This is a genomic window from Porphyromonas asaccharolytica DSM 20707 (genome assembly GCF_000212375.1).
Classification (GTDB): Bacteria; Bacteroidota; Bacteroidia; order Bacteroidales; family Porphyromonadaceae; genus Porphyromonas; species Porphyromonas asaccharolytica.
This window is the reverse complement of the sequence record NC_015501.1, coordinates 2,079,912-2,101,492: the sequence shown is the minus strand read 5'-3', so window position 1 is coordinate 2,101,492 and position 21,581 is coordinate 2,079,912. Positions and strand designations below refer to the sequence as shown.

The window sequence follows — 21,581 nt, the reverse complement described above, 5'->3', positions numbered from 1 at the left end:
AAGCGTTTGGCGATCTTTTAAGTGAAAGAGACCATCAGCTTCAGCTATTCAGCCGGTAGGACGGCACCTCCTGTGTCTAGCACATAGGTGAGGTGGTATGGTGCTGTCGTGATGCTACGAAGGAGGTAGCCTGTGAGGAGGGTGGGGCGGTCGCCCCCATCGTCGGCATAGATGGTGTAGCGGGCGATCGAATCGCCCCTCTCGTCACTATACAGGCTCGCAGAGACGGAGCCTTCGGGCGGTGAGACGATGTAGTTGGTCGCTAGGTGTCGCTTGACCTTTGGCGGGTAGGCTTTGTAAGCAGCCTCTTTGAGTCCCCACACCGTGTAGAGCCATTCGCAAGCAACCTGAGGCTCCTCGGGTGCAAGCAGGTGATGATAGTGAGTTAGCTCAGCGGGAGACATAAACCTCGGAGCTATCTGTGGCAACTTATCACTAGCAATTTGTAGATCTACGCCGATACCGTGCAGCCCCTCGCAAATGACGAGGGCAACGTAGCTACCGCTGTGGGATATAGAGATACTGTAATCACGGTCAGGCGAGACAAGACGGGGAGCACCCGAGGGTAGGTGCATCAATCGCCAAACTGTCTCTCTAGGAGCGATCTCGTTGAGGAGCTGCTGCGTCAGCGTACGGTAGTTAGATAGGCAGGGCGCGATGCCAGAGGGTAGCTCTGCGACGTAGAGTGCCCCGCCTAGCGGGAGGTCTAGCTGTGAGTAGGTCACGCCTGAGGCTCTGTCTGACTATCGCCCTGCGTCTCGCCTTGCTCTTTGGGATGCAGACGCATCTTGAGCTGCATGATACGGTGGCGATCCATGCGCGTCACGGTGAAGTCAATGTCTGAGATCGTTATCTGCTGACCCACCTGGGGAATCTCTTGTAGCACCTCTAGAAACAAGCCCCCGACCGTGTCGACCTCCTCGTAGTGTGGCGCAAAGTACTCAGGCTCTACATCGAGCAGCTTGCAAAGATCGATCAGCGACATACCTCCATCGATCAGATAGACCCCCTCAGCGAGACGTACGTAGGGTGGATCCTCATCGTCGTACTCATCGACGATCTCACCGACGATCTCCTCGAGGATGTCCTCTAGCGTGATCAGTCCTGATGTCCCGCCAAACTCGTCGATTACGATCGCCATGTGGATACGCTCCTGTTGTAACTCCTCCAGCAGCGTGTCGATCTTCTTATTCTCCGGTACGAAGTAAGCTTGCCGGATGATCTTCTGCCAGGGAAAGGTGTCCTCCTCGTGCATGTGAGGGAGGAGATCCTTCACATAAAGCACCCCACGGATACTGTCTTGCGACCCATCGTAGACAGGCAGTCGTGAGTAGCCCGTGTCGACCGCATAGCTCAGCGTCTGATGATATGCCCAGTGATAGTTGACGCCGACCATATCGACACGTGGCACCATGATCTCGTCGGCCGTCTTGTGGTAAAACTTGACAATCTCATGGATCATCTCCGTCTCCTTATTGTCCCCCTCGGTAGTCAGCGCGACAGCCTCCGAGAGATCGTCGACAGAGAGCTCGTGCCCCTTTTTCGCATTAGAGCCGAGGAGCTTAGAGGTTTTGATCAAGCCCTTGGAGCACCAAGCGATCCCTTTGTAAAGCCCTGATACGGCAGGAGCCGTCATACGTATGAAGGAGAGTGGGTGGCGCTGAGCGTAGATCTTAGGGATGATCTCGCCAAAGAGTAAGAGGAGGAAGGTGATGAGTACCGTCTGAATGATGAAGCCGGCAGCACGATTTGCCGAGAAGTCCCAATGCTCCCCCACGAACCACGCACAGAGGATCGTGATCGCCACGTTGACCGCGTTATTGCCGATCAGAATGGTAGCTAGTAGCTGCTCCGAGTGTGATAGGAGCTGGAGTAGTCGTGGGTCGTTCGGGTGCTCCTGCTCTTTGATCTGCTGCACCTCTTGCGGGGTGAGCGAAAAGAATGCCACCTCATTGCTCGACATAAAGGCGGAGCAAAGCAGTAAGAAGAGGATGATCAGGAGCGGTATAGCATCTATCCAAACGATTGGATTGCTGTACACAATTCCCCCGAAAAGGCTTAATAAGAAGGCATCACCCATTGCTGCTACTGTTGTGACTTATGCTGTTGCTGACCACGGGCGCTTGCTCCACTCGGGTCAAGCTTCGATGCAGGTCGCTCGGTAGCGGGACGAGCAGAGGCACTCTCCTGACTACCGCTCTGCTTGGGACGATCCACAAAGGTGACCTTGTCCGCCCAGATCTCCGTACGCGCCTGCGCCTGTCCCTGGCGATCCGTATAATTATTGTAGCGTATCTCACCCTCCACGAGAAGGTGAGACCCCTTGCGCACCCAGCGCTCGACAAACTGTGCCAGCGTGCCGAAGGTCACCACCGTGTGCCACTCTGTGCGATCAGGTATCTGCGTGCCATCACGCTTCGTGTAGCCTGATACAGAGGTCGCTAGGCGTAGTGTAGCCTGGCAGCTCCCCCGACGCGAATAGTGTACGTTGGGGTCTGCGCCTACGAAGCCTATCAAGATCGCTTTGTTGTAGTACATAGACCGAGCGGGGTGGATGACTAAGGCTGACCTTATATACGAACGAGAGAGACTTGTCTTACGTATGAGCAAGGCAAGCCCTCAACGATAGCCTTGGGACTGTATGCTAGGTCAGGAGTCCGTGCCAAGTCAGGCACTTGAAGAGAAGTTACTTCTTGATAGTTGTGATCCGCTTATTGAGGAAGATGTGGAGGAAAAATCCAGCAATCATCACGATACATCCGATGAGATTGTACACATTTCCTCCCTTGTCGAGCAGAGCGGGGATGATGAGTACGAGAGCCCCAACGAGGACTACCAGACTACCTACGGGATTGAAACTTTTCATATACTTGTGATTACTATCTAAGGTGATACTTGACAACGGAGGGTAGGGGAAGTCACCCCATAGGGCAACGCACCCTCGTACCGCAAAGGTAATACAAAATCAAGAGATAGCATACGACCGAAGCCTCGCATGGGGCTCACGCATATTGAAAGCTACTGAAAGAGATCTCGGGCTGACACCCTGTCTTCGAGCGCCTCTGACCCGATAGCCCCGTGGAAATTTCAAAATCTCCACGTGGAAAATGAAAATTCTTCACGTAGGCGTGAAATGAAACTTCGGAGGAATCAAACGATAAGTCCGAAGAATTTTTTCTTACCTCCGTGGAGAATAAAAAATAGCCACGTAGGGATTTGAAATTTTCCACGGGGCTATCGGGTCGGAGATTAGAGGTCGGAGATTAGAAGTCGGAGATTAGAAGTTAGAGACATGCATCCCTGCTGACGACTTGTGGCATCTAGATGCACGTGTAGCATAATTGAGATGAAATATCTATATTAGCAGTCGAAAACTATTAGGGCTTACAAGCCTACCTAGATCTATTGACGCCTATCCTAAAGGTATGAAACGAATTCTATCCCCTCTTCTGCTCATTGGCTTGCTGCCACTGAGCCAATTTGCGCAGACCCCAACCGAGGAGTCGCAGTACGTCTATTCAGTAAGCAGATCGAAAGGATATGAAGAGTAGAGTATCATATTGGAGTGGATTGATTCTGTCACTTTTATTTTGTTGTCTGGGAGCGAAGGAGCTGGCAGCTCAGGAGGAGATCTCCTTTGTGACTGCTCTTCCTGTGAATAGTGAGATCAGACTAGAGATCAATGCCGATGGGGAGGTGGTGACAGAGGGACTGCGCTTCGTGCGCGGTGAGCAGATGCAGGGGATTACGTTTTCGTATTACACGCTTCTCTCACAGGAGGTTAAGCTCAAGGGAGCAATATTGGAGCTTGACTGTAGTGACCAAGAGATTACACAGCTAGACTTATCGCAGGCTGCGAGGCTGCAGACACTCTTTGCGTACAAAAATAAGTTGACCTCCATAGATCTAGGCTCAAGCAGTGCATTAGACTTTGTAGATCTCTCATACAATGAGCTGACCACCGTGGAGATCCCAGCATTACCACACCTACAACGACTGGCTCTTTACAACAATCGGCTGGAGGAGCTATCTATCGGGAGCTGCCCACAGCTTAGCTACTTGGATATACATGGTAACCAACTTGCTCAGTCGGTGTGCGAAGCACTACCTAGTCACTTGCCACAACGGGACCAAGCAGGGACGCTCGTAGCAGTCGATAATACACAGCAAGAGGGAAATAAGTATTCTAAGCAAGCTGTCGAAACGGCTAAGGAGAAAGGTTGGGAGGTCTTTGATTATAACGGAAGCCCGTTTAGTATGAAGCCATATAGGGGCTTCGACTATGTGCCTCAAGTGTCGGATCGCTTGATCACGCTATCCTCGGCAAAGCCGCAAAGCAGTGAGATCTCTATCACGATAAGAAGTGACGAACCTTATCGCATTGAGGGAGCTGAGATCCTTTCGGAAGAGAAGTACTTCTCAGGAGAGGCTCACCTTAAGTTACGACTAGGGGGGAGTGGCACGATCCTGCTCTATGGAGACATCCTCTCTTTGGACTGCTCTCAGGCTGAGCTAACGCAGTTGACCTTCTCCACGGAGTCACTGATATCTTCGCTGATCTGTAAGGACAATGCTCTAGAGCGGTTAGATCTTACGGGCTTAAAGCTCCTGAAGCAGCTAGACTGTCGCAACAACAAGCTGGTAGAGATACAATTAAGTGCCGACCTGCCCCTGCTCCTCCTAAGTGTGGCCAATAATAAGTTGTCGGAGGCTAAGGTCGCATCGCTTGTTAGTGCATTGGCGACGAGCGATGACGAGAACCTATTTAGGAGAGCGATCGTCTTCGACAGCCGGGAGGCGGTAGGAGATGGTAATCGCTTTTCGGCAGATATCGTAAGCCAGCTCAAAGACAAGGGCTTTACGCCACTAGCCATCGTCAATGATGAGGAGCAGCTGATATACTACAAAGGCTGGGACTACACGCCACAGATTGCTTCGGGAAGGGGAGTCACCTTTAAGACGAACCGAGCTGTCGGGGAGATGCTCCTCGTGGAGATTACTCCCGTGGCGGGAGAGGATTGCTCCGTATCTGGGGCGACGCTACTCTATCTAGACGCACCTGGAGATACGCCCTACGAGGTCTATCGGGTAGATAAAGAACTGATAACCATAGCCGGTAGTGTCGCAAAGCTGGACCTTGGCGACTGTGGCGTGACCATGCTAGACTGCTCTCAAGCGCCCTCGCTGACGGAGCTGTTATTGGTAAAGAACCCACAGCTACAAGCTCTAGATCTCACTGCAAACAAAAAGATAGAGACGCTTCAGATTGTAGGGTGTGGTATCGCAACGATCGATGCGCGCTCACTGACAAACTTGCGACGGCTATACGCTGGTTATAGTGCGCTTAGGGAGGTAGACCTATCTCAGTGTGAGAAATTGGAAACGCTGAATATGGATAAGCTACAACTGACAGAGCTCTCGTTAGCGAGCAATAAGCGACTGAAGTCTCTCTCCTGCTCTGAAAACAACCTGACAGAGTTAGATCTCTCTGCACTTCCACATCTAGAGGATCTAGACTGCAGTCGCAATGCTCTAACGCGATTGACCCTGCCCCAAGAGGCTCCTCTCTTAAGGCTCGAAGCTTCGCACAATAAGCTACAAAGCATCCCCTTAGGAACTTATCCTAACCTACAGCAACTCGCTTGCTATGATAATAAGATCGATACGCTTCATGCCTCTAGTCTCTTCGCAAGCCTACCCAGTAGACCCGATGGAAGTCGTGGGCGACTACTCTTTTGCGATAGCTCGATAGAGACCGAGGGTAATAGCGCCTATCAGAGAGATGTAGCGCAGGGAGAGACAAAAAATTGGCTCGTCCTAGACTTCAATGGAAGTCCCACGAAGGCCAAGAGATACAAGGGAGTCCCCAATCCTAATCCCATAGAGCACCCCCTACAACAGAGCTGGGTGGTGGCACAAGTGGGACGAGAGCTTCAGATACGCCATATGCCCATAGGCGAGGAGCTCTTCATATTCTCTCCGATGGGAGCCCTACTCTATAGGACTACTGTCCGAGAGGAGGTCACTTCGATAGACATCACAGACTACCCGCCACAGATCGTACTCTCAGCCATGGGACATAGTCGCGTAGTCGCTCTTTCAAGAGGCGAGTAATCAGACGTACAACATGCATTAAACATCTATAGATATGAGAAAAGAACTACTAGCTATCGTATATGCCCTACTAGGGATCTGTATACCTCAGGCACTCCTCGCCTCAGAGGGAGAGGAGGTTACGCTCTCCTTCGAGAGAAACATCGGCACGGAGGTCTCCATAGAGATAGAGTGTGATACCGATCCAGCTGTCGAGGGCGCTTACTTCCTCCGTATCGAGCAGCAAGATGGGGTAAAGAACTATATCTACCAGCTCAAAGACTACACCATCAAGCTCTCTGGGGGCAACATACGAGCTATAGACTGCTCACACTCTGATCTAGCTCAGATTGATGTGACCCGACTGCCTTACCTACGAGAGCTACGTATCGAGGGAAACAATGTCGAGGCGCTTGATCTCTCTGCCTCTAAAGAGCTAGAGATCCTAGACGTCGGAGACAATCGCCTTTACGACCTGAACCTCGCAGGACTCAACAAGCTCAAGACCTTGCTCGTGAATGGAAATGGCCTTGCTCAACTCAACATCGCCGACTGTCCAGCTCTGACGCTTATAGCATGCTACAGCAATGAGATAAATTCGGACAATATGAAGCTCCTTGTAGAGTCTCTCCCACTCATATCGGACAGCAAACCTGCGCGCATGATAGTCATCGATACAGAGAGTGCCCTAGAAGGTAACAGTTGCTCGATGAGTCACGTAGCTATTGCTAAGGAAAAGAATTGGGAGATGTATGACTACAAGGGTAGTCCCCAAAAGATGGAGCCATACTACGGAAACGATTATGTCCCTGTCGTCTCATCAAACTATATAACCCTCAAGACAAACCTGATCGCTGGGGACCAAGTCAAGCTAATGTGGACGACCAAAGAGACGAATACACACGTAGAGCTAGAGGGCGCCACCATCGTGCGTACAGACAACTACGGCAATGGTCCCGTCTACGTATGTGAACTCTCAGGCTCTGAGGTCAAGGTCAAGGGGGATCTCACCATGCTTGACTGCAGTGATAATCTCATCTCATCACTAGACCTGTCTCACTGCACCATACTCGAAGAGGTGTACTGCCACAAGAATGGTTACCTCAAGAGTCTTGATGTCTCCATGCTACCAGCTCTAAAGCATATAGTTACTACAGACTGCTCGCTAGAAAAGCTAGATCTCACACACGCACCACTGCTAGAGACCGCTTACCTTGCCAATATGCCTCTTACGGAGATAGATCTATCTAACAATCCGCTGCTCAGAGTACTCAGTCTCAACTGGACACAGTTACAGCAGATAGACCTCTCTCATAATGCTAAGATCGAAGACTTACGACTGAATGGAACGAACATTCAGACCATAGATCTAAGCGCCCTGCCCCTCCTCAAGATGCTCTACATCAGTGAGGCTAAGCTTACGTCACTAGACGTAAGTCATAACCCGTTGCTCAGGCGTGTCCGAGTTGGTAAGAATGCACTCACAGAGGTGAAGCTGGGGACACATCAGCAGCTACAAGAGCTGGACGTGAGAAGTAATAAGCTCTCTGCCGCAGCTTTTCAGGAGATTGTCTCAGCGTTGTCTCCAAACAGCAACTCTACAGATCGTCGCTTGATCGCTGTCGACAAGAGTGATCCTCAGGAGGCAAACGTATGTACCGTAACTTGCGTCTCTAATGCCAAGGCTAAGGGATGGACGGTATACGACTTCAATGGAAGTAAAGACGAGATGAAGCCTTTCGAAGGTGATCCCGAGGAGGTCAAGCCGTATGCTCTCTTTAAGACAGAACTACCCAAGGGCGAAAAGCTCTTTATAACGGCCGTTACCAAAGATGGATCTCCCATTGAAGTAAAGGGGCTCACTTATCAAGGTAGCTTTACCGAGGGTGATCAAGAGATCGGCATTTATCTAGTAGCTGACTCGGTACAATACATCTACGGAGATGTCGTGCTACTGAATCTGCAGGAGAACTATCTCACCGCTCTAGACATTACCCATCTGCCTTCGCTAGAGAGCCTTACGGCAACAATCAATGAGCAGCTGACCGAGCTGGATCTCTCACACTCTCCACAGCTTAAGGAGCTTTATCTAGCTTCTACTGGGATCTCTAGCTTACTCTTCCCAGAGGGAAGTCAGCTGGAGCAGCTAAGCGTCCCTTCGACAGCTATCACTTCCCTCGATCTGACTCCTTGCACTGTTCTAAAAGGTCTCAACATCAACGCAACAAGCATCTCCGAGCTAGACCTAACACACTGTCCTCAGATTACTTACATATCGATGACACGTGTCCCTGTGACTGCTCTAGACCTCTCTCAGTGTACCTTGCTAGAGAGACTATATCTCGATGATTGCAAGCTCAGCACACTCGACCTCTCTCACAATGCCCAGCTACAGCACCTTTACTGTGGCAACAACGCCCTCACGCAGCTCATCATGCCTGTCTCTCAAGCACTAGACAATCTCTTCTGCTATGGCAATAAGCTGAGCAGTGCTGCTATGCATGCTATCGTAGAGGCTCTACCCGATAGGAGTGGTAAGGAGCAAGGGCGATTTGTCGTAGTCAATAATAAGGCAGCGACTGAAGCAAATGAGTGTACTAAAGAGCAGGTAGACGCCTCTAAACAGAAGAACTGGGCTGTCTACGACTACAATGGCGACTCTCTGAATATGCTACCTTACGAAGGGATCACCAGCAACACCCTCCTAACCGATCAAAAGGTGAAGGTCTACAGAGATCCTACTACGCAGATGCTCTACGTCACAGGACTAGAGCCTCTCGAGGAGGTGTCGCTATATCTTGCTACGGGTGAGCTCCTCGTGCGCACGCTTAGCGACGTGGAGGGCTCGAGCACGATCTCTCTCGCCACAATCCAGTCTACGCCGCTCATTATGGCGACAGCTCACCACACCATTCGGGTGATGTAAATGAATCCTCACGTGGAGATTCTCAAATCTCCATGTGGGGAATGAAAAATCCCTACGTAGGGAAGAAATGAAACTTCGGAGGAATCAAATGAAACTTCGGAGGAATCATTTCTCCCCTACGTAGGAAATAAAAAATAGCCACGTAGAAATTTGATGTTTTCTACGTGGCTATTCAGTAAAAGAGCGTTAGAAGAGATCTGAATGATCGGGGAAACTGTCAAATGGGTAGCACTATGACGGTGTATCGATCAGCTGATTCAGTGCCTGTGCAAGTAAAAAGCGAAGGATTATGCGTGAGCCTTGCGGGTGGACTAGAGCTCGCGGAGGAGGTGCTTGAGGGCGGCGAGGGGGTGGTGGAAGAGCATACGTGGACCGGCCCAGCGCATCACCGCCTGAATGCGGGCTTTCATATCGGGTCGGTAGCAGTGTATAGGGCATTTGCGGCAGGTGGGTTTCGTCGCACCATAGCGACAGCGCTCTAGTCGCCGTGTGGCGTACTCGAGTAGTTCGCGACAGCTGTCGCAGAGCGTCTCATTTCCCTCTTTCTGCCTGCAGTAGAGCTGGATCATCTGCCGAATGACCTGCTGCTCCTCTGCGATACGTCCCTGTCTCATACTACTTGCCGATGCAGAAGTGGGAGAAGATGAAGCCGAGCACCTCGTCGGAGGTGATGGAGGCGCCTGTGACGAGGCCGATCTCTTCGATTGCCTCGCGGAGATAGGGGGTAATAAGGTCGCTGGTCAAGCCGTTGTGGAGTCCCTCGGAGACTAACTCTAAGGCACGACTCGCCTTGGTGAGCGCCTCGTAGTGGCGCAGGTTGTAGAGCATCACGGTCTCCTCATCGCTGTGAAGGGTTTGGGTACTGGTGACCATCAGCTCTTCGAGGGTTTCGATGCCCTGAGCAGCTCGTGCTGAGATGGCTAGCGGAGAGGTAGTGTGCGGTTTGCCATTGGTGCGTTGCAACAAGGAGGAGCAGTTGCTGAGCCAGTCTGTGACCTCACGCTCGGTGAGTAGGTCCCGCTTGTTGAGCAGGAGCATGAGGGTACTCTCGGGGGAGGTAAGCCGAAGGATCTCGCTGAGCTGTGCCTCTAGCTCGTCCCACGTGGGTAGGGGCGGGGCGATGACCCAAAGGATGAGCCGTGCCGAGGATATCTGCTGGTAGCTGCGCTCGATGCCCAGCTGCTCCACAAGGTCGGTCGTCTGGCGCAGACCGGCGGTGTCGATGAGTCGGAAGAGTGTGCCTCGGATGGTTAGTCGCCCCTCGACAGTGTCGCGGGTGGTGCCAGGGATGTCGCTGACGATGGCTCGCTCGTGCTGGAGGAGGGCGTTAAGGAGGCTGCTCTTGCCCACATTGGGTGCACCAATGATGGCGGTCGGGATGCCTTGTTGTAGCTCTTGCCCTGTGCTAAAGCTTTGCGTGAGCAGGCGGAGCTGGTGCTGTATGGTGGCTAACGTTTCAACTAGAGTGGAGCGATCGGCAAAGGCGACATCCTCTTCGCTAAAGTCTAGCTCTAGCTCGAGAAGGCCGGCGAAACGTAGGAGTGTCGCCCGCAGTTCGTTGAGTAGATGACTGAGCCTGCCCGTATGCTGCTCCATAGCCATCTTGTGCTGTGTGGCAGTGGTCGCAGCGATGAGGTCAGCGACCGCCTCCGCCTCGGCCAGGTCTAGCTTGCCATGCGCTAAGGCACGACGGGTAAATTCGCCAGGATCGGCCATACGGCACCCCTCTTGCTGAGCGATCCACTCTAGTATGGAGCGTACGATGTAGGGGGAGGCGTGGCAGGAGAGCTCGACGACCTCCTCACCAGTGTAGGAGTGTGGCGCGGCGAAGTAGGTGGCTACGACGAGGTCTATAAGTTGCCCGTCAATTCGTAGTCCAGCGGTCGTAGCTTCACGAGGTGTGAGCCTTTTGCCAAGCAGCCTTTCGGCGATCTGCGGGGCTAAGCTTCCCGAGATGCGTATGACGGCAAGCCCTCCGCCTAGTGCGGTGGCCGGTGCGCAGATCGTTTCGCTCAGATCATGTATCATGAGGGCAAGGCTCCTAGTAGCTGAGCCACGGTAGCCCCCGTCGTGGGGATGGTGAGCTCAGGCGCTATGTCGCTGAGAGGCTGCAAGACGAAGGCTCGCTCACACATACGAGGGTGCGGGATCGTGAGCTCAAGTGTGGTCACGACCGACTGGTCGTAGAGCAGTATGTCTAGGTCTATGACTCGGTCGGAGTAGATGCCGTCGTGCGACTTGTGCCGTCGCCCCATCTCACGCTCGATAGCCTGGAGCTGTGCTAGAAGCTCTTCTGGCGTTGCTGTCGTGTGCACCGCCACAACGCTATTGAGGAAGAGATGCTCCGAAGCGAAGCCCACGGGGCGAGTCTCCATAAAGGGGGCTATGCTGTAGACTTGGAGTCCACCGAGACGCATCCGCCTAATCGCCTCTAGCAGCTGGTGGCGAGGATCGTCGAGGTTGCTACCGAGAGCTATGTAAGCAGTAGGCATAGGGTAGGGAGCAGGAGTTGCTGAGCGTGATACGGCTAGTCCATGATGAGGAGCGCATCTCCGTAGCAGCCGAAGCGGTACTTCTCCTTGACCGCTACATTCATCGCATTCATCACATTCTTCTCTCCGCCCATGGTGGCAGCGCACATGAGGTTGATGCTCTTCGGCGCATTAAAGTTGGTCAGCATGGCGGTCGGCAGGTGAATGTGGTAAGGCGGGTAGATGAACTCGTTGGTCCAGCCGCTGAACTCCTTGAGGTAGCCGTCCGTGCTGACGCCTGTCTCGAGGGCTCGCATGACGGTTGCTCCGACAGCAACGATCTGCGCCTTATCGTCGCGCGCTTGATTGACGATGTCGCAGCACTCAGCAGAGATATACATCTCCTCGTTTTCTACCTTATACTTGCTGATCGCCTCTACCTCGATCTCCTGGTAGCTGGAGAGGTTGTGGTGCAGTGTGAGGAAAGCGAGGTTGCAGCCCTGTAGGCGCAGCTTGTGCAGGATAATGTCGCTAAAGTGCAGGCTCGCTGCGGGAGCGCATACGGCTCCAATGTGCTTGGCGAAAACACTCTGATAGCGCTCTAGGTCGCTAGGCTCGGCAGGTCGCTTGATCTCCTCAGGCAGCGGAGCTTCGCCTAGGCTGTAGAGATCCTTGAGGAAGTCTTCGTGAGAGCCGTCGTAGAGGAAGCGCAAGATACGACCGCGCGAGATGGTATTGTCAATGACCTCGGCGACCAGCACAGGGGCACCGCCCTCCTCGCCAAACTCGAGCTTGTTGCCGATGCGGATCTTACGTGCTGGATCTACGAGGACATCCCATAGACGCAGCGACTCATTGAGTTCGCGCAGGAGAAAGACCTCGATCTTCGCTTGATTCTTCTCCTTGAGGCCATAGAGCCTTGCGGGAAAAACCTTCGTATCGTTGAAGACAAAGGTGTCCTTCTCGCCAAAGTAGTCGATGATATCCACAAAGTTCTTATGCTCGATAGAACCATCGGTACGGTGTAGCACCATCATACGAGACTGATCTCTGAAGGTGGTCGGGTACTGGGCAATGAGCTCCTCGGGGAGCTTGTAGTCAAAGTGTGATAGCTTCGCTTTATGTCGCATATTGGATCTTGTTTCTAATGGGATAGAGTGGGGATAGTAAGGGTGTTAGTTAGGGAAGCTTTTCCTCGTCAGGCGTTAGGGCGAGTAGCTCGTCCATCTGATCGAGGCTAAAGCAGTCCGCCTGAGAGATCTCGCCAGAGCGTGTCCGCACCAGCTTGGTGAGATAAGCTCCCGAGTCGAGAGCCGTGCCTAGGTCACGTGCCAACGAACGAATGTAGGTGCCTCTACTACAGACGATGCGTAGCTGTAGAGTGGGGGGCGTGAAGCTTACCAGCTCCAACTCGTGGATGGTGACACGCTTGTGTGCCAGCTCTACCTCTTGCCCCTGACGGGCTAGATCATAGGCTCGTATGCCGCCCACCTTGATCGCCGAGAAGCTCGGAGGTCGCTGATCGATCTCACCCGTGAACTGGCTCAAAGCGCTTCGCACCATCTCCTCCGTGATATGCTCGTAGGGATAGGTTGCGTCAATCTCGTGCTCGCTGTCGAAGGAAGGTGTGGTGGCTCCGAGCTGGAGCGTGGCGCAGTACTCCTTGTCGTGGTCCATCAGCTGCTCGATGAGCTTCGTGGCACGACCCGTGCAGAGCACCAGCACGCCTGTCGCCTGCGGGTCGAGTGTCCCAGCATGTCCCACCTTGATGCGCTTGATACCCGTCACCTGGCGCACCATGATACGCACCTTATTGACCACATCAAAGGAGGTCCACCCCAATGGCTTGTCCAGTGGTATGATCGCTCCCGTACGAAGTGTAAGGGGGCGATGGGCCTGTAGGTCAGCAGGCGTATAGAGCTTGGAGGAGACTTCCTGATTCATCTTAGTGCATTGCTAGAGGTACTCCGCAGAGTAGAAGGATGAGTACCAGTAGTCCGACCACGATACGGTAGTAGCCGAAGAGCTTGAAGCCGTAGCGGGTCACATAGTTGATAAAGAACTTGATCGCCAGCAGTGCCACCACGAAGGCAACCACGTTGCCCACGAGTAGTGCCGTCCAGTTTTCCTGAAGCATCTGACTAGAGACGGGATCAGCGAGCAGCTTGTAGCCCTTGAGCAGGGTGGCGCCTAGCATCGTCGGCACTGCTAGAAAGAAGGAGAACTCGGTCGCTGCTCGTCTCGTGAGTCGCTGCTGCAGTCCACCTACGATCGTCGCCATAGAGCGTGACACCCCAGGGATCATGGCGATGGTCTGAAAGCAACCTATGACGAAAGCGTTGCGGTACGACGGACGCTCCACAGTTTGTTTTTTAGCAGGCCAAATGCGATCGATGAAGAGCATAAAGATGCCACCCAAGAAGAGCATCGTGGCGACCACGTAGACATTGTCCAGAAGCTTGTCTATCTGCTCCTCTAGTAGTAGCCCGATGACGGCTGCAGGGATCAGACCGACGAGGAGCTTAATATAAAAAGAGAAGCGTCCTACCCACTGCCAGCGCTGAGGCAATGGTCGTGCGCCTTCCTCCACCCGAAAGGTGAAGAAGCGCTTGTAGTATAGTACCACGACCGATAGGATCGCACCAAACTGGATCATCACCGTAAAGGCTCGTAGGAAAGGGGTGCTCTCCATCCCGAGTATACCTTGTGTGAGGATCATATGCCCCGTGGAGCTGACTGGGAGAAACTCCGTCAGTCCCTCCACGATGGCTAGGATAATGGATTCGAGTAGCGTCATTTTAAGAGTATCGGCACAAGAGGGTTACTTGTTCTGTAGGGTTGTATCGCTATTCTTGCCTTTGCTTTTGTTGGAGCTTTTGGGCTTAGCCATGATAGCATAGATGATCATGAGGAAGCCGATCAGCGTGACGATAGGAGCTACCACGATACGACGTGTGCTAAAGATCTCAGCCGTAAACTCTGTACTGTCTGCACTACCTCCTCCCGACATCAAGAGGAGACCCAAGATGATGATCCCCACGGAGACCGCTAGGAGGATATAATTCTTCTTGCCAAATACCATAATAGATAAGTTGTGATGTATAAGATAATGACTAAGCCATGACGATACGTCCGCCATCCATACGAATGTATTTGCTCGTCGAGATCGAGGCCGTGATCCACGAGAGCAAGATGCCGAGACAGATGATCCCCCCAAGGATGATAGCCACCTCGCTGTAGCTGAGGTAGCTCTTGAGGAGTAGAGGGTTGCGCTGCGTCATGTAGCAGAGCGTGCCTAGGATCATACAGACCGCCAGCAATCCGCCCCACAGACCATTGAAAATGCTGTAAGTAGTGAAGGGCTTACGTATCAAGCTAGGCTTGGCGCCCAATAAGGTCATAGAGCGGATCAAGAAGCGTCGGCTGTAGATCATAATGTGGGTCATACTATTGACCTGTATGATAGCGATGATCAGCAGGATTAGTGAGACGATCAGTAGGATTGTGGAGAGATGCTGCATATTCTCATCGATCATGTGGAGCATATCTCCACGATAGCTCATCATCTGTACATTGCCCCACGAGGCAAAGTCTTGCTCTATCTGAGCCATACTATCGGCCACCGCATAGTGCGACTTGAGATGCACTTCCAGAGAGGGTTGTAGGGGGTTGAAGCCGAGGACAGCCACAGGGTCTTCGCCTATCTCCTCCTCGAGTTGTCGTGCAGCTTCGGCGGACGTTATGTAGGTCACATCCTTGACGTATGGAGCCTGGCTCACTTGCTGCATCAGTCGTATGCTATCCTGAGCGGTAGTCTCAGGATCTAGTAGGACGGTGAAGGTCATCTCCTCACGCACTGACTGCTCTAGGTGGCACTTGCCTACCTCCAGGAGAGCTATAGATCCCAGCAGAAAGAGTGGCAAGGCGATACATACGATCGCAATAATCCTTGAGGAGGGCAGTAACGATCGGCGCCGTGGACGAGGTGTGTGATGCGACATAGGCATGCGTGAATCTTAGCGGTGAAATGTGCGGGCTGCAGTATATACAGATAAAACAGGTCAAGCAGCAGTATGCGCTCTCCTCTTAGTCCCTATCAGAGACTATACAAAGAGCATCATACTGTATTTATGCAAAGGTACTCAAATATCTGAAGCGGAGCTAAGGTTGGCCGTTGGCTGTTGACTAATGTCACTGCGTCCCTATAGTAGTTGTATCGGCTTCGCCCTTTAGCTATTGGCTAGCTAAAGGCTAACAAGCAAAGGCTAACTAGCTCCCTCGATGGGACGCAAGTCTGAAGGCGAAGTTAGCATACAAAAAGCCCCTTGTCGATTTGAACAAGGGGCAGTAATTAGAATGGGTTTTATGCGTTACAGAATAGCGTCAAGTTCCCACGCCGAAATATGGTCAATCCCTTCATTTGTTGGAAGCTTGAAGTCATCCAAACTGACCACATACTTCTTGAAGTTGTCTTCTATCGACAGAAGAGAGCGGTACTCTCGCTCTATTGTCTCTTGCTCCGTTAGTTGTAGCGTGACTTGGAAATATAACCTCTTGCTACCTTTGACAGCGACAAAGTCTACCTCAGCCTCTTTGTTCGTGCCTACATAGATTTGATATCCAGCTCGTCTAAGGCTTAGATAGACGGCATTCTCCAATAAGTACCCCATCCCATAGCCAAATCCTGAATAGAGGTAATTGTGGTAGCACAAATCATTCAGATAGTACTTGTTATTGGCCGAAATAGTCTCCTTGCCCTTGATATTATATCTTTCTACCTTATGCACGAGGAAAGTACTCTCGAGATGAGAGATGTAGTTGGAGAGTGTCTCGTAGTTGGTTTTCCTATTTCGAGACTTAAAGAAGTTGACAATGTTGGCGATGGAGATAATGTTGGAGGCGTTATTGACTAGATACACAAAGAGGTCGTCTAGGAGCTTCACATCCTTTACTTTATACCTAGCGACAATGTCACGAAGCATAACAGTGTCCTTTATCGAAGAGACGTAGTTTTGCTTCATCTCATCATTGGGGAGGTTGAAAAGCTCTGGCAGGGCTCCAGTTTGAAGGAAATCAATATAACTCTCTCTATTAGGCACTCTCTGAGTGATGCCACAGAACTCTGAAAAACTAAAGGGGAGTATCTCAAACGCTACATATCTTCCCGATAGTAGCGTCGCAAGTTCACCAGATAGCAGACTAGAGTTGGATCCACTGATAAATACCTCACAAGGCTCAGCATAGTCTTGAGCATGTGAGTTGACAAACCGCTCCCACTCTTCAATGCCTTGTATCTCATCGATGAAGAGGAATACTTTCCCTTGCGGGTTGAGATCCTTCTTGTATTGCTGAAATAGGTTCTCGAGGTCTTGATAGTCAAGAACGTCTGAAAACTCCAGGTATTCCTTGTTGATGTAAAGAATGTTATTGGGACAAGTGCCGTTGGCAATTAGCTGTGAGGCTATTTGCCTTAGGATGTAGCTCTTCCCAGCACGTCTCTGACCTACCAATACTTTGATCAGTTTGTTATCAATGTATTGCCCTATCTTATCCGTGTAGAATATGCGTGGATGCCCTAAGTCTATAGGGTTCTCATCCCAAAAGTTGTATTTCCTTATCGGCGTGAGCATTTTCAGGTGTACTTGAAATTCTTCTGCAAATGTAGGTATTTTCAAGTACACTTGAAAACTCTGTCTACTTGAAGACGCTCAAGTAGACAGGCTAGCTCCTCTGTTGAGCTGCTGGAAAGAGAGCTAGGCTGGCGTATGCTAATCAACAGAGAGGATAAGAGACGACCTCTATGCGGGGACTGAACGTTTCCCCTTGTGGCTATCATCGATACCACAAGCTGCAGCGTCTAAGGGTAGAGTGGTCATACAAACAAAGGAGAGGAGCACCATACAGTGTCCATACTGTATGGTGCTCCTCGTATGTAGCGTGCGCTAGCTAGTGACGATCGCTACTGAGCGATGGTCGTCTCTGAGCTTAGCGACGGCGTAGCTGCTGTAGCTTGTGCTGCTTAAAGATCTTGCGAGACTGCATCTTCTCGTACTGCTTCATAGCTAGACTGCGCATCTGAGCTGCAGACTGAGTCTCCGTATCCTCGAAGATTTGAAGCATAGCTGCATCACCCTTTTTGTTGATGAAGACCTGAGCTATAATCTTGCCTGTAGCATCGTAGCCGTATGCGTAGCCATTCTGACTATTAGCTGTGAATTTGTCTCCATATCCGTTAGCTGTGAACCACTCCTTGAGCTTAGGATCATCGAAGTCTTTTGCATTCTTGACGAAGTTTACGACACTGTTGATGAATGGGCCACCTCCAGTAGGTGTGCATACGTAGAATACAAGATGGAAGTTGCTCTGAGCCATAGAAGACTCCGTGGTTACGAACATTAGGTTCTTCTTAGCTTCATCACTCTCCTTAGCGTAGAACTCGCGGAAGCCGAGTTTGGTTTCGAACTCCTTCATCTTAGCAACATCGCCTGTCATTAAGGTCTTGTAGTCAGGGAAGTCCTTAGCACCAGGGATGACAGGGTGTGCGATCTCAATATCCTTCTTAGGAGGTGTCTGGACGAACATAATTTGCAGCGTTGCGCCGTAATCATCTGTCGTACCAAGGTCTTGGAGTATTACAGTTACTGTCGGATCATCATCCTTCTGTGCTGCTTTGTATGACGTTCCATCGTCGAACTGTCCTTCTTGTAGATTCGTAAAGCCATACTCAGCAAGCATAGCAGTCGTCTTAGGACAGTCTGCTAGGGGCTCTTTACCGAGAGCGACGATGACTTTCCTGCCATCATCGAATGCGAGTCCATAGACAACGGCTGGTATCGTTAGATCTCTATTGACAAAGCCTCCGAACGGGCCCTGAGCTCCGATCTTAACATCTTCAGCCACACGACCGATCTTATTCTCGTGAGCGAGAACGTCAGCGTCCTCATCACTCTCTATGTCAAACTTAAGTAGAGGTAGCTCGTTACCTTCCGTGGTAGAGGAGCCTCCACCATCTTTTGTGACTGTTACGACACACTCTGCAGCAATCTTGCCTACAGTGGCGGTAACCTTTGCCGTACCCTCAGCAACAGCCTTGATGAGACCATTGGTATCGACTGTGGCTACTTCGGGCTTGTCGCTCTTGTAGTTGACGGTAAACTTTTGACCCTTAGGCTCTACGGTAGCTGTGAGCTGCTTGCTCTCTCCGACCTTGAGTGTGACGGAAGTAGCGTCTAGCGTAATCTTCGTTGGCACTGGGGTAGGCTCGTTTTTGTCTTTCTTACAAGACGAAAGCCCTACGACCATCAAGAGCATGGATAAAACGATTGTTAGTTTTCTCATAGGATATCAATTAGTTTGATTAGTTAGTATGCGATATAAAAGAGTGCAGATATGAGGCTCTCCGAAGTCATCTCCTGCTCTCTGCGTGCTAAGTTAAGAAAAAAATAATTCATAGACAAGCGATCCCGTAACAATCAACTCCCGCAAATTGGGTAGCACGATGAGACGAGTAACAATTTGTAGGGATGCGCGGCTCGTGCACTCTCTGTTACAAATGACACAGTGTCAGGTATTTGATGCTAAAGCTCGTCTCGATTTACTACAAAGGACACTCAAGTTGTGCGTTTCCTACAAATCTCACGAAAGCTAATTTTTATTGTGAAGTGCTGAGCAAATTTAGATCCGATACGCTATAGATCGGCTTTCTCACATTACCCCTTGAGATGCTTTTGCTCTAGATGGTGCTGATCCCCACGTGGGGATTTTCAAATCTCCACGTGGAAAAAGAAAAATCCCCACGTGGAGGCGAAATAAAACTTCGGAGGAATCAAATGAAACTTCGGAGGAAATGATTCACGCCCACGTGGAAAAAGAAAAATAGCCACGTGGGGATTTGAAATTTCCCACGTGGCTATCGTGTGCCGGAGTCGTGTGACTATAATGGGTTAACCCTAGATTGTCTCCAAGACCCCCAGATAGAAATTAGTCATAAAGCATGTGGTGCCATGTATGGTGTGGCTAGTCTATGGATGCTTAGTGATAAAGGATTAGCGAAGCGCCTTGAGACCTCTCACTGGTATAGGACGATACAATACTCTGTCGTACTGCTCACTTGCTAGACGACGTGTCACTCTAGCAGACTCAGTTGTCTCATTTCCGAAGACCCGGAGGTATGCACGATTTCGACCTGTGTCAATGTAGATCTCGCAGGCTACCTTACCTGTAGCGTCTAGGCTAGTGGCTACTCCCTGCTCAACATCGTATCGATAGTTCTCGCCGAAGCCGTTGGCTGTGAACCACTCTTTGATCTTAGGATTAGATAGATCCTCCCGACGCTTGATGAAGTTAACCATACAATTGACAAATCGAACGCCTCTCGTAGGTGTATAGACGTAATATGCGGTTTTGATATTTGTCTGAGACTCGAGATTATCTTTGGTAGCGAACATGAGATTAGCCTCTGGCTCATCGCTGACGCCTGACCAATACTCCCGTAGCCCGATCTGCTCCTCGGCAGCTTTGATCTTGGCTACGTCTCCAGTCATGAGAGCCGCATAGTTGGGGAAGTCCTTGACAGCTGGTAGGATGGGGTGATCTGTATCGATCTCCTTCTCTTGCTCACTCTTTATGAATGCTATCGACAGGATAGACTGTGTCTGGGATATAGGCTCATCGTAGAGCTGCACGCTGATAGAGGGGTCGTCGTTTTTCTTGCCTACCTTCGCTGGAGCGCCCCCCTGAAACTGCTCGTCCTGTAGACTTGTAAATCCGTACTCGGCTAGCATAGCCAGGGTCTTAGGGCAGTCTGCTATAGACTCCTTGCTCAAGGCTAGGATGGCATCCTCACCATCCTCAGTGGCTAGTCGGTAAGCGACAGCCGTGATAGTTAGGTCGGTATTGACAAAACTGTTAGTGATCGTTATAGCCTGACCATACTCATCCGTTCCGATCGTTATGGGCTGAGAGACACGCCCTAGCTGAGCCTCGTGGTCTAGTATCTCTGGATCACTGATTAGACCATCTCCAAAATTATACTCAGGATTGAAGTTTAGAATGGGGAGCTCATTGAGTCCCTGAGGGGTCTTGCCACCGCCATTGTCTGTTACGGTGACTGCTACCTGAGCCTCCTGACCTGCGGCGGCAAGGGTGATGGTCGCACTGCCTGCAGCGATAGCAGTCACGACACCTTGTGCATCGACGGTAGCGATCTCGGTCTTGTCACTCACGAAGGTGACGGGCGTATCTGCTGGTGTGACTGTGTAGTCTATCTGCGCAGTCTTGCCCTTTTGTATAGTTAGCGTGGGGGTGCGTAGTTCTAGTTTTATGCTTGGAGCTGAGTTTGATACAGTTACGGCGCACTGCTCTGTGAGACTGCCCACTCTGGCGGTGATACGGGCACGACCCTCAGCAACAGCCTTGACGAGTCCCTTAGCATCGACCGTGGCTACCTGCTCATTGTCGCTAGTGAAGGTGATGGTAAAGGTCCGATCCCTAGGCTCGACAGTTGCTGTGAGCTGTGTCGTCTCGTCTACCTTGAGTGTGACTGCTGTGGGTGTCAGCGTCAGACTGACTGGCTCAGTGGGAAGTGGGTTGATTGGATCATCGTCACAAGACGCAAGTCCTAAGACTAATAGACCTGCGAATAGAATGGCTGATAGTTTTCTCATAGCACTATTGATGTTAGTTAGTATCTTGCTTAAGAGGGGTGAGAGCTATGTCTCGTTAGGGTTTTAAAACCTATCTGAGGTCTAAGGTAATAAAATAACAACTCAAAAGCAAGTATTGCTAATATCTCTTGGTGCTAATGGGAGACTGTTGCATAAAGGCGAATCGCTGTGTTGCTTTCGGGATTCGGCTTCGGTCACATACGGAGGTATGCTCCCTTCAGTCCTCACCCTCAGCGCCTTGCGCTTCATCCTTTCTGCAAAGTCTAGACAATCTTGCTCGCAAGATTGTGAGACTGTTGACTTTGCAACAGTCTCAATGGATACAAAAAACGGGCGAACCCATAGATCCGCCCGTCATAGTAGTGTGCTGGTATGAAATCAGAGTGACCCAGTCAAAAGAAAAGTCTGCTGGATCACTCTGACTAT

At 51.1% G+C, this 21,581-nt stretch carries 17 protein-coding genes; 2 read left to right on the top strand and 15 right to left on the bottom strand.

The window, feature by feature from the left end; all coding sequences use genetic code 11:
* Nucleotides 1-44 precede the first annotated feature (44 nt).
* The 4 genes from PORAS_RS08215 to PORAS_RS08200 all read right to left on the bottom strand — a co-directional run bounded on the left by PORAS_RS08215 (nucleotide 45) and on the right by PORAS_RS08200 (nucleotide 2,866).
* Nucleotides 45-725, bottom strand: a complete 681-nt coding sequence (locus tag PORAS_RS08215; protein WP_013760899.1) for a 4'-phosphopantetheinyl transferase family protein — start codon at nucleotides 723-725, stop codon at nucleotides 45-47.
* Entirely contained in the window at nucleotides 722-2,080 is a 1,359-nt protein-coding gene (locus tag PORAS_RS08210; protein ID WP_013760898.1) for a hemolysin family protein, read from the bottom strand. Before PORAS_RS08210 ends, PORAS_RS08215 begins: the two co-directional genes overlap by 4 nt.
* Before the next feature lie 5 nt (nucleotides 2,081-2,085).
* Nucleotides 2,086-2,538, bottom strand: coding sequence for a single-stranded DNA-binding protein (locus PORAS_RS08205; RefSeq protein WP_013760897.1), 453 nt, complete (start codon nucleotides 2,536-2,538; stop codon nucleotides 2,086-2,088).
* Nucleotides 2,539-2,686: 148 nt separating this feature from the next.
* Entirely contained in the window at nucleotides 2,687-2,866 is a 180-nt protein-coding gene (locus PORAS_RS08200) for a hypothetical protein (protein WP_004331828.1), read from the bottom strand.
* A 788-nt stretch (nucleotides 2,867-3,654) separates the two neighbouring features.
* Here PORAS_RS08200 and PORAS_RS08195 point away from each other — a divergent pair.
* Both PORAS_RS08195 and PORAS_RS08190 read left to right on the top strand, forming a co-directional pair.
* A complete protein-coding gene (locus PORAS_RS08195; protein WP_245528024.1) occupies nucleotides 3,655-6,114 on the top strand; it encodes a leucine-rich repeat domain-containing protein in 2,460 nt (819 codons plus the stop codon).
* Nucleotides 6,115-6,148: 34 nt separating this feature from the next.
* Nucleotides 6,149-9,019 (top strand): leucine-rich repeat domain-containing protein, encoded by a 2,871-nt coding sequence (locus tag PORAS_RS08190; RefSeq protein ID WP_013760895.1) that lies wholly within the window; start codon nucleotides 6,149-6,151, stop codon nucleotides 9,017-9,019.
* A 311-nt stretch (nucleotides 9,020-9,330) separates the two neighbouring features.
* Here PORAS_RS08190 and PORAS_RS08185 read toward each other — a convergent pair whose 3' ends face one another.
* The 11 genes from PORAS_RS08185 to PORAS_RS08135 form a co-directional block, all read right to left on the bottom strand.
* Entirely contained in the window at nucleotides 9,331-9,633 is a 303-nt protein-coding gene (locus PORAS_RS08185; protein ID WP_013760894.1) for a nitrous oxide-stimulated promoter family protein, read from the bottom strand.
* Nucleotide 9,634: 1 nt separating this feature from the next.
* The gene (gene mnmE, locus PORAS_RS08180; protein ID WP_013760893.1) at nucleotides 9,635-11,047 is read right to left on the bottom strand and encodes a tRNA uridine-5-carboxymethylaminomethyl(34) synthesis GTPase MnmE; all 1,413 of its coding nucleotides are present in this window, start codon (nucleotides 11,045-11,047) and stop codon (nucleotides 9,635-9,637) included.
* Complete coding sequence (folK, locus tag PORAS_RS08175) at nucleotides 11,044-11,511, bottom strand: 2-amino-4-hydroxy-6-hydroxymethyldihydropteridine diphosphokinase (RefSeq protein ID WP_013760892.1); 468 nt, start codon at nucleotides 11,509-11,511, stop codon at nucleotides 11,044-11,046. Before folK ends, mnmE begins: the two co-directional genes overlap by 4 nt.
* 35 nt (nucleotides 11,512-11,546) lie before the next feature.
* Entirely contained in the window at nucleotides 11,547-12,620 is a 1,074-nt protein-coding gene (queA, locus tag PORAS_RS08170) for a tRNA preQ1(34) S-adenosylmethionine ribosyltransferase-isomerase QueA (protein WP_004331863.1), read from the bottom strand.
* Nucleotides 12,621-12,669: 49 nt separating this feature from the next.
* Complete coding sequence (truB, locus tag PORAS_RS08165; RefSeq protein WP_004331869.1) at nucleotides 12,670-13,434, bottom strand: tRNA pseudouridine(55) synthase TruB; 765 nt, start codon at nucleotides 13,432-13,434, stop codon at nucleotides 12,670-12,672.
* Nucleotide 13,435: 1 nt separating this feature from the next.
* Nucleotides 13,436-14,287 (bottom strand): undecaprenyl-diphosphate phosphatase, encoded by an 852-nt coding sequence (locus PORAS_RS08160; RefSeq protein WP_013760891.1) that lies wholly within the window; start codon nucleotides 14,285-14,287, stop codon nucleotides 13,436-13,438.
* 24 nt (nucleotides 14,288-14,311) lie between these two features.
* On the bottom strand, nucleotides 14,312-14,572 hold the full coding sequence (locus PORAS_RS08155) for a DUF3098 domain-containing protein (protein WP_004331857.1): 261 nt from the start codon (nucleotides 14,570-14,572) through the stop codon (nucleotides 14,312-14,314).
* Between the two features lie 31 nt (nucleotides 14,573-14,603).
* Complete coding sequence (locus PORAS_RS08150; protein ID WP_013760890.1) at nucleotides 14,604-15,491, bottom strand: cell division protein FtsX; 888 nt, start codon at nucleotides 15,489-15,491, stop codon at nucleotides 14,604-14,606.
* 369 nt (nucleotides 15,492-15,860) lie between these two features.
* Nucleotides 15,861-17,120 (bottom strand): ATP-binding protein, encoded by a 1,260-nt coding sequence (locus PORAS_RS08145; RefSeq protein WP_013760889.1) that lies wholly within the window; start codon nucleotides 17,118-17,120, stop codon nucleotides 15,861-15,863.
* A 355-nt stretch (nucleotides 17,121-17,475) separates the two neighbouring features.
* Entirely contained in the window at nucleotides 17,476-18,828 is a 1,353-nt protein-coding gene (locus PORAS_RS08140; RefSeq protein ID WP_013760888.1) for an Ig-like domain-containing protein, read from the bottom strand.
* Between the two features lie 707 nt (nucleotides 18,829-19,535).
* The gene (locus tag PORAS_RS08135; RefSeq protein ID WP_013760887.1) at nucleotides 19,536-21,155 is read right to left on the bottom strand and encodes an Ig-like domain-containing protein; all 1,620 of its coding nucleotides are present in this window, start codon (nucleotides 21,153-21,155) and stop codon (nucleotides 19,536-19,538) included.
* Between the last annotated feature and the right edge of the window lie 426 nt (nucleotides 21,156-21,581).

Coding starts and splice junctions, on each gene's coding strand:
- PORAS_RS08205 (WP_013760897.1), bottom strand. CDS start 2,538: ATGTACTACAACAAAGCGATCTTGATAGGCTTCGTAGGCGCAGACCCC.
- folK (WP_013760892.1), bottom strand. CDS start 11,511: ATGCCTACTGCTTACATAGCTCTCGGTAGCAACCTCGACGATCCTCGC.
- PORAS_RS08155 (WP_004331857.1), bottom strand. CDS start 14,572: ATGGTATTTGGCAAGAAGAATTATATCCTCCTAGCGGTCTCCGTGGGG.
- PORAS_RS08210 (WP_013760898.1), bottom strand. CDS start 2,080: ATGGGTGATGCCTTCTTATTAAGCCTTTTCGGGGGAATTGTGTACAGC.
- PORAS_RS08135 (WP_013760887.1), bottom strand. CDS start 21,155: ATGAGAAAACTATCAGCCATTCTATTCGCAGGTCTATTAGTCTTAGGA.
- mnmE (WP_013760893.1), bottom strand. CDS start 11,047: ATGATACATGATCTGAGCGAAACGATCTGCGCACCGGCCACCGCACTA.
- PORAS_RS08200 (WP_004331828.1), bottom strand. CDS start 2,866: ATGAAAAGTTTCAATCCCGTAGGTAGTCTGGTAGTCCTCGTTGGGGCT.
- PORAS_RS08145 (WP_013760889.1), bottom strand. CDS start 17,120: ATGCTCACGCCGATAAGGAAATACAACTTTTGGGATGAGAACCCTATA.
- truB (WP_004331869.1), bottom strand. CDS start 13,434: ATGAATCAGGAAGTCTCCTCCAAGCTCTATACGCCTGCTGACCTACAG.
- queA (WP_004331863.1), bottom strand. CDS start 12,620: ATGCGACATAAAGCGAAGCTATCACACTTTGACTACAAGCTCCCCGAG.
- PORAS_RS08190 (WP_013760895.1), top strand. CDS start 6,149: ATGAGAAAAGAACTACTAGCTATCGTATATGCCCTACTAGGGATCTGT.
- PORAS_RS08150 (WP_013760890.1), bottom strand. CDS start 15,491: ATGTCGCATCACACACCTCGTCCACGGCGCCGATCGTTACTGCCCTCC.
- PORAS_RS08185 (WP_013760894.1), bottom strand. CDS start 9,633: ATGAGACAGGGACGTATCGCAGAGGAGCAGCAGGTCATTCGGCAGATG.
- PORAS_RS08140 (WP_013760888.1), bottom strand. CDS start 18,828: ATGAGAAAACTAACAATCGTTTTATCCATGCTCTTGATGGTCGTAGGG.
- PORAS_RS08160 (WP_013760891.1), bottom strand. CDS start 14,287: ATGACGCTACTCGAATCCATTATCCTAGCCATCGTGGAGGGACTGACG.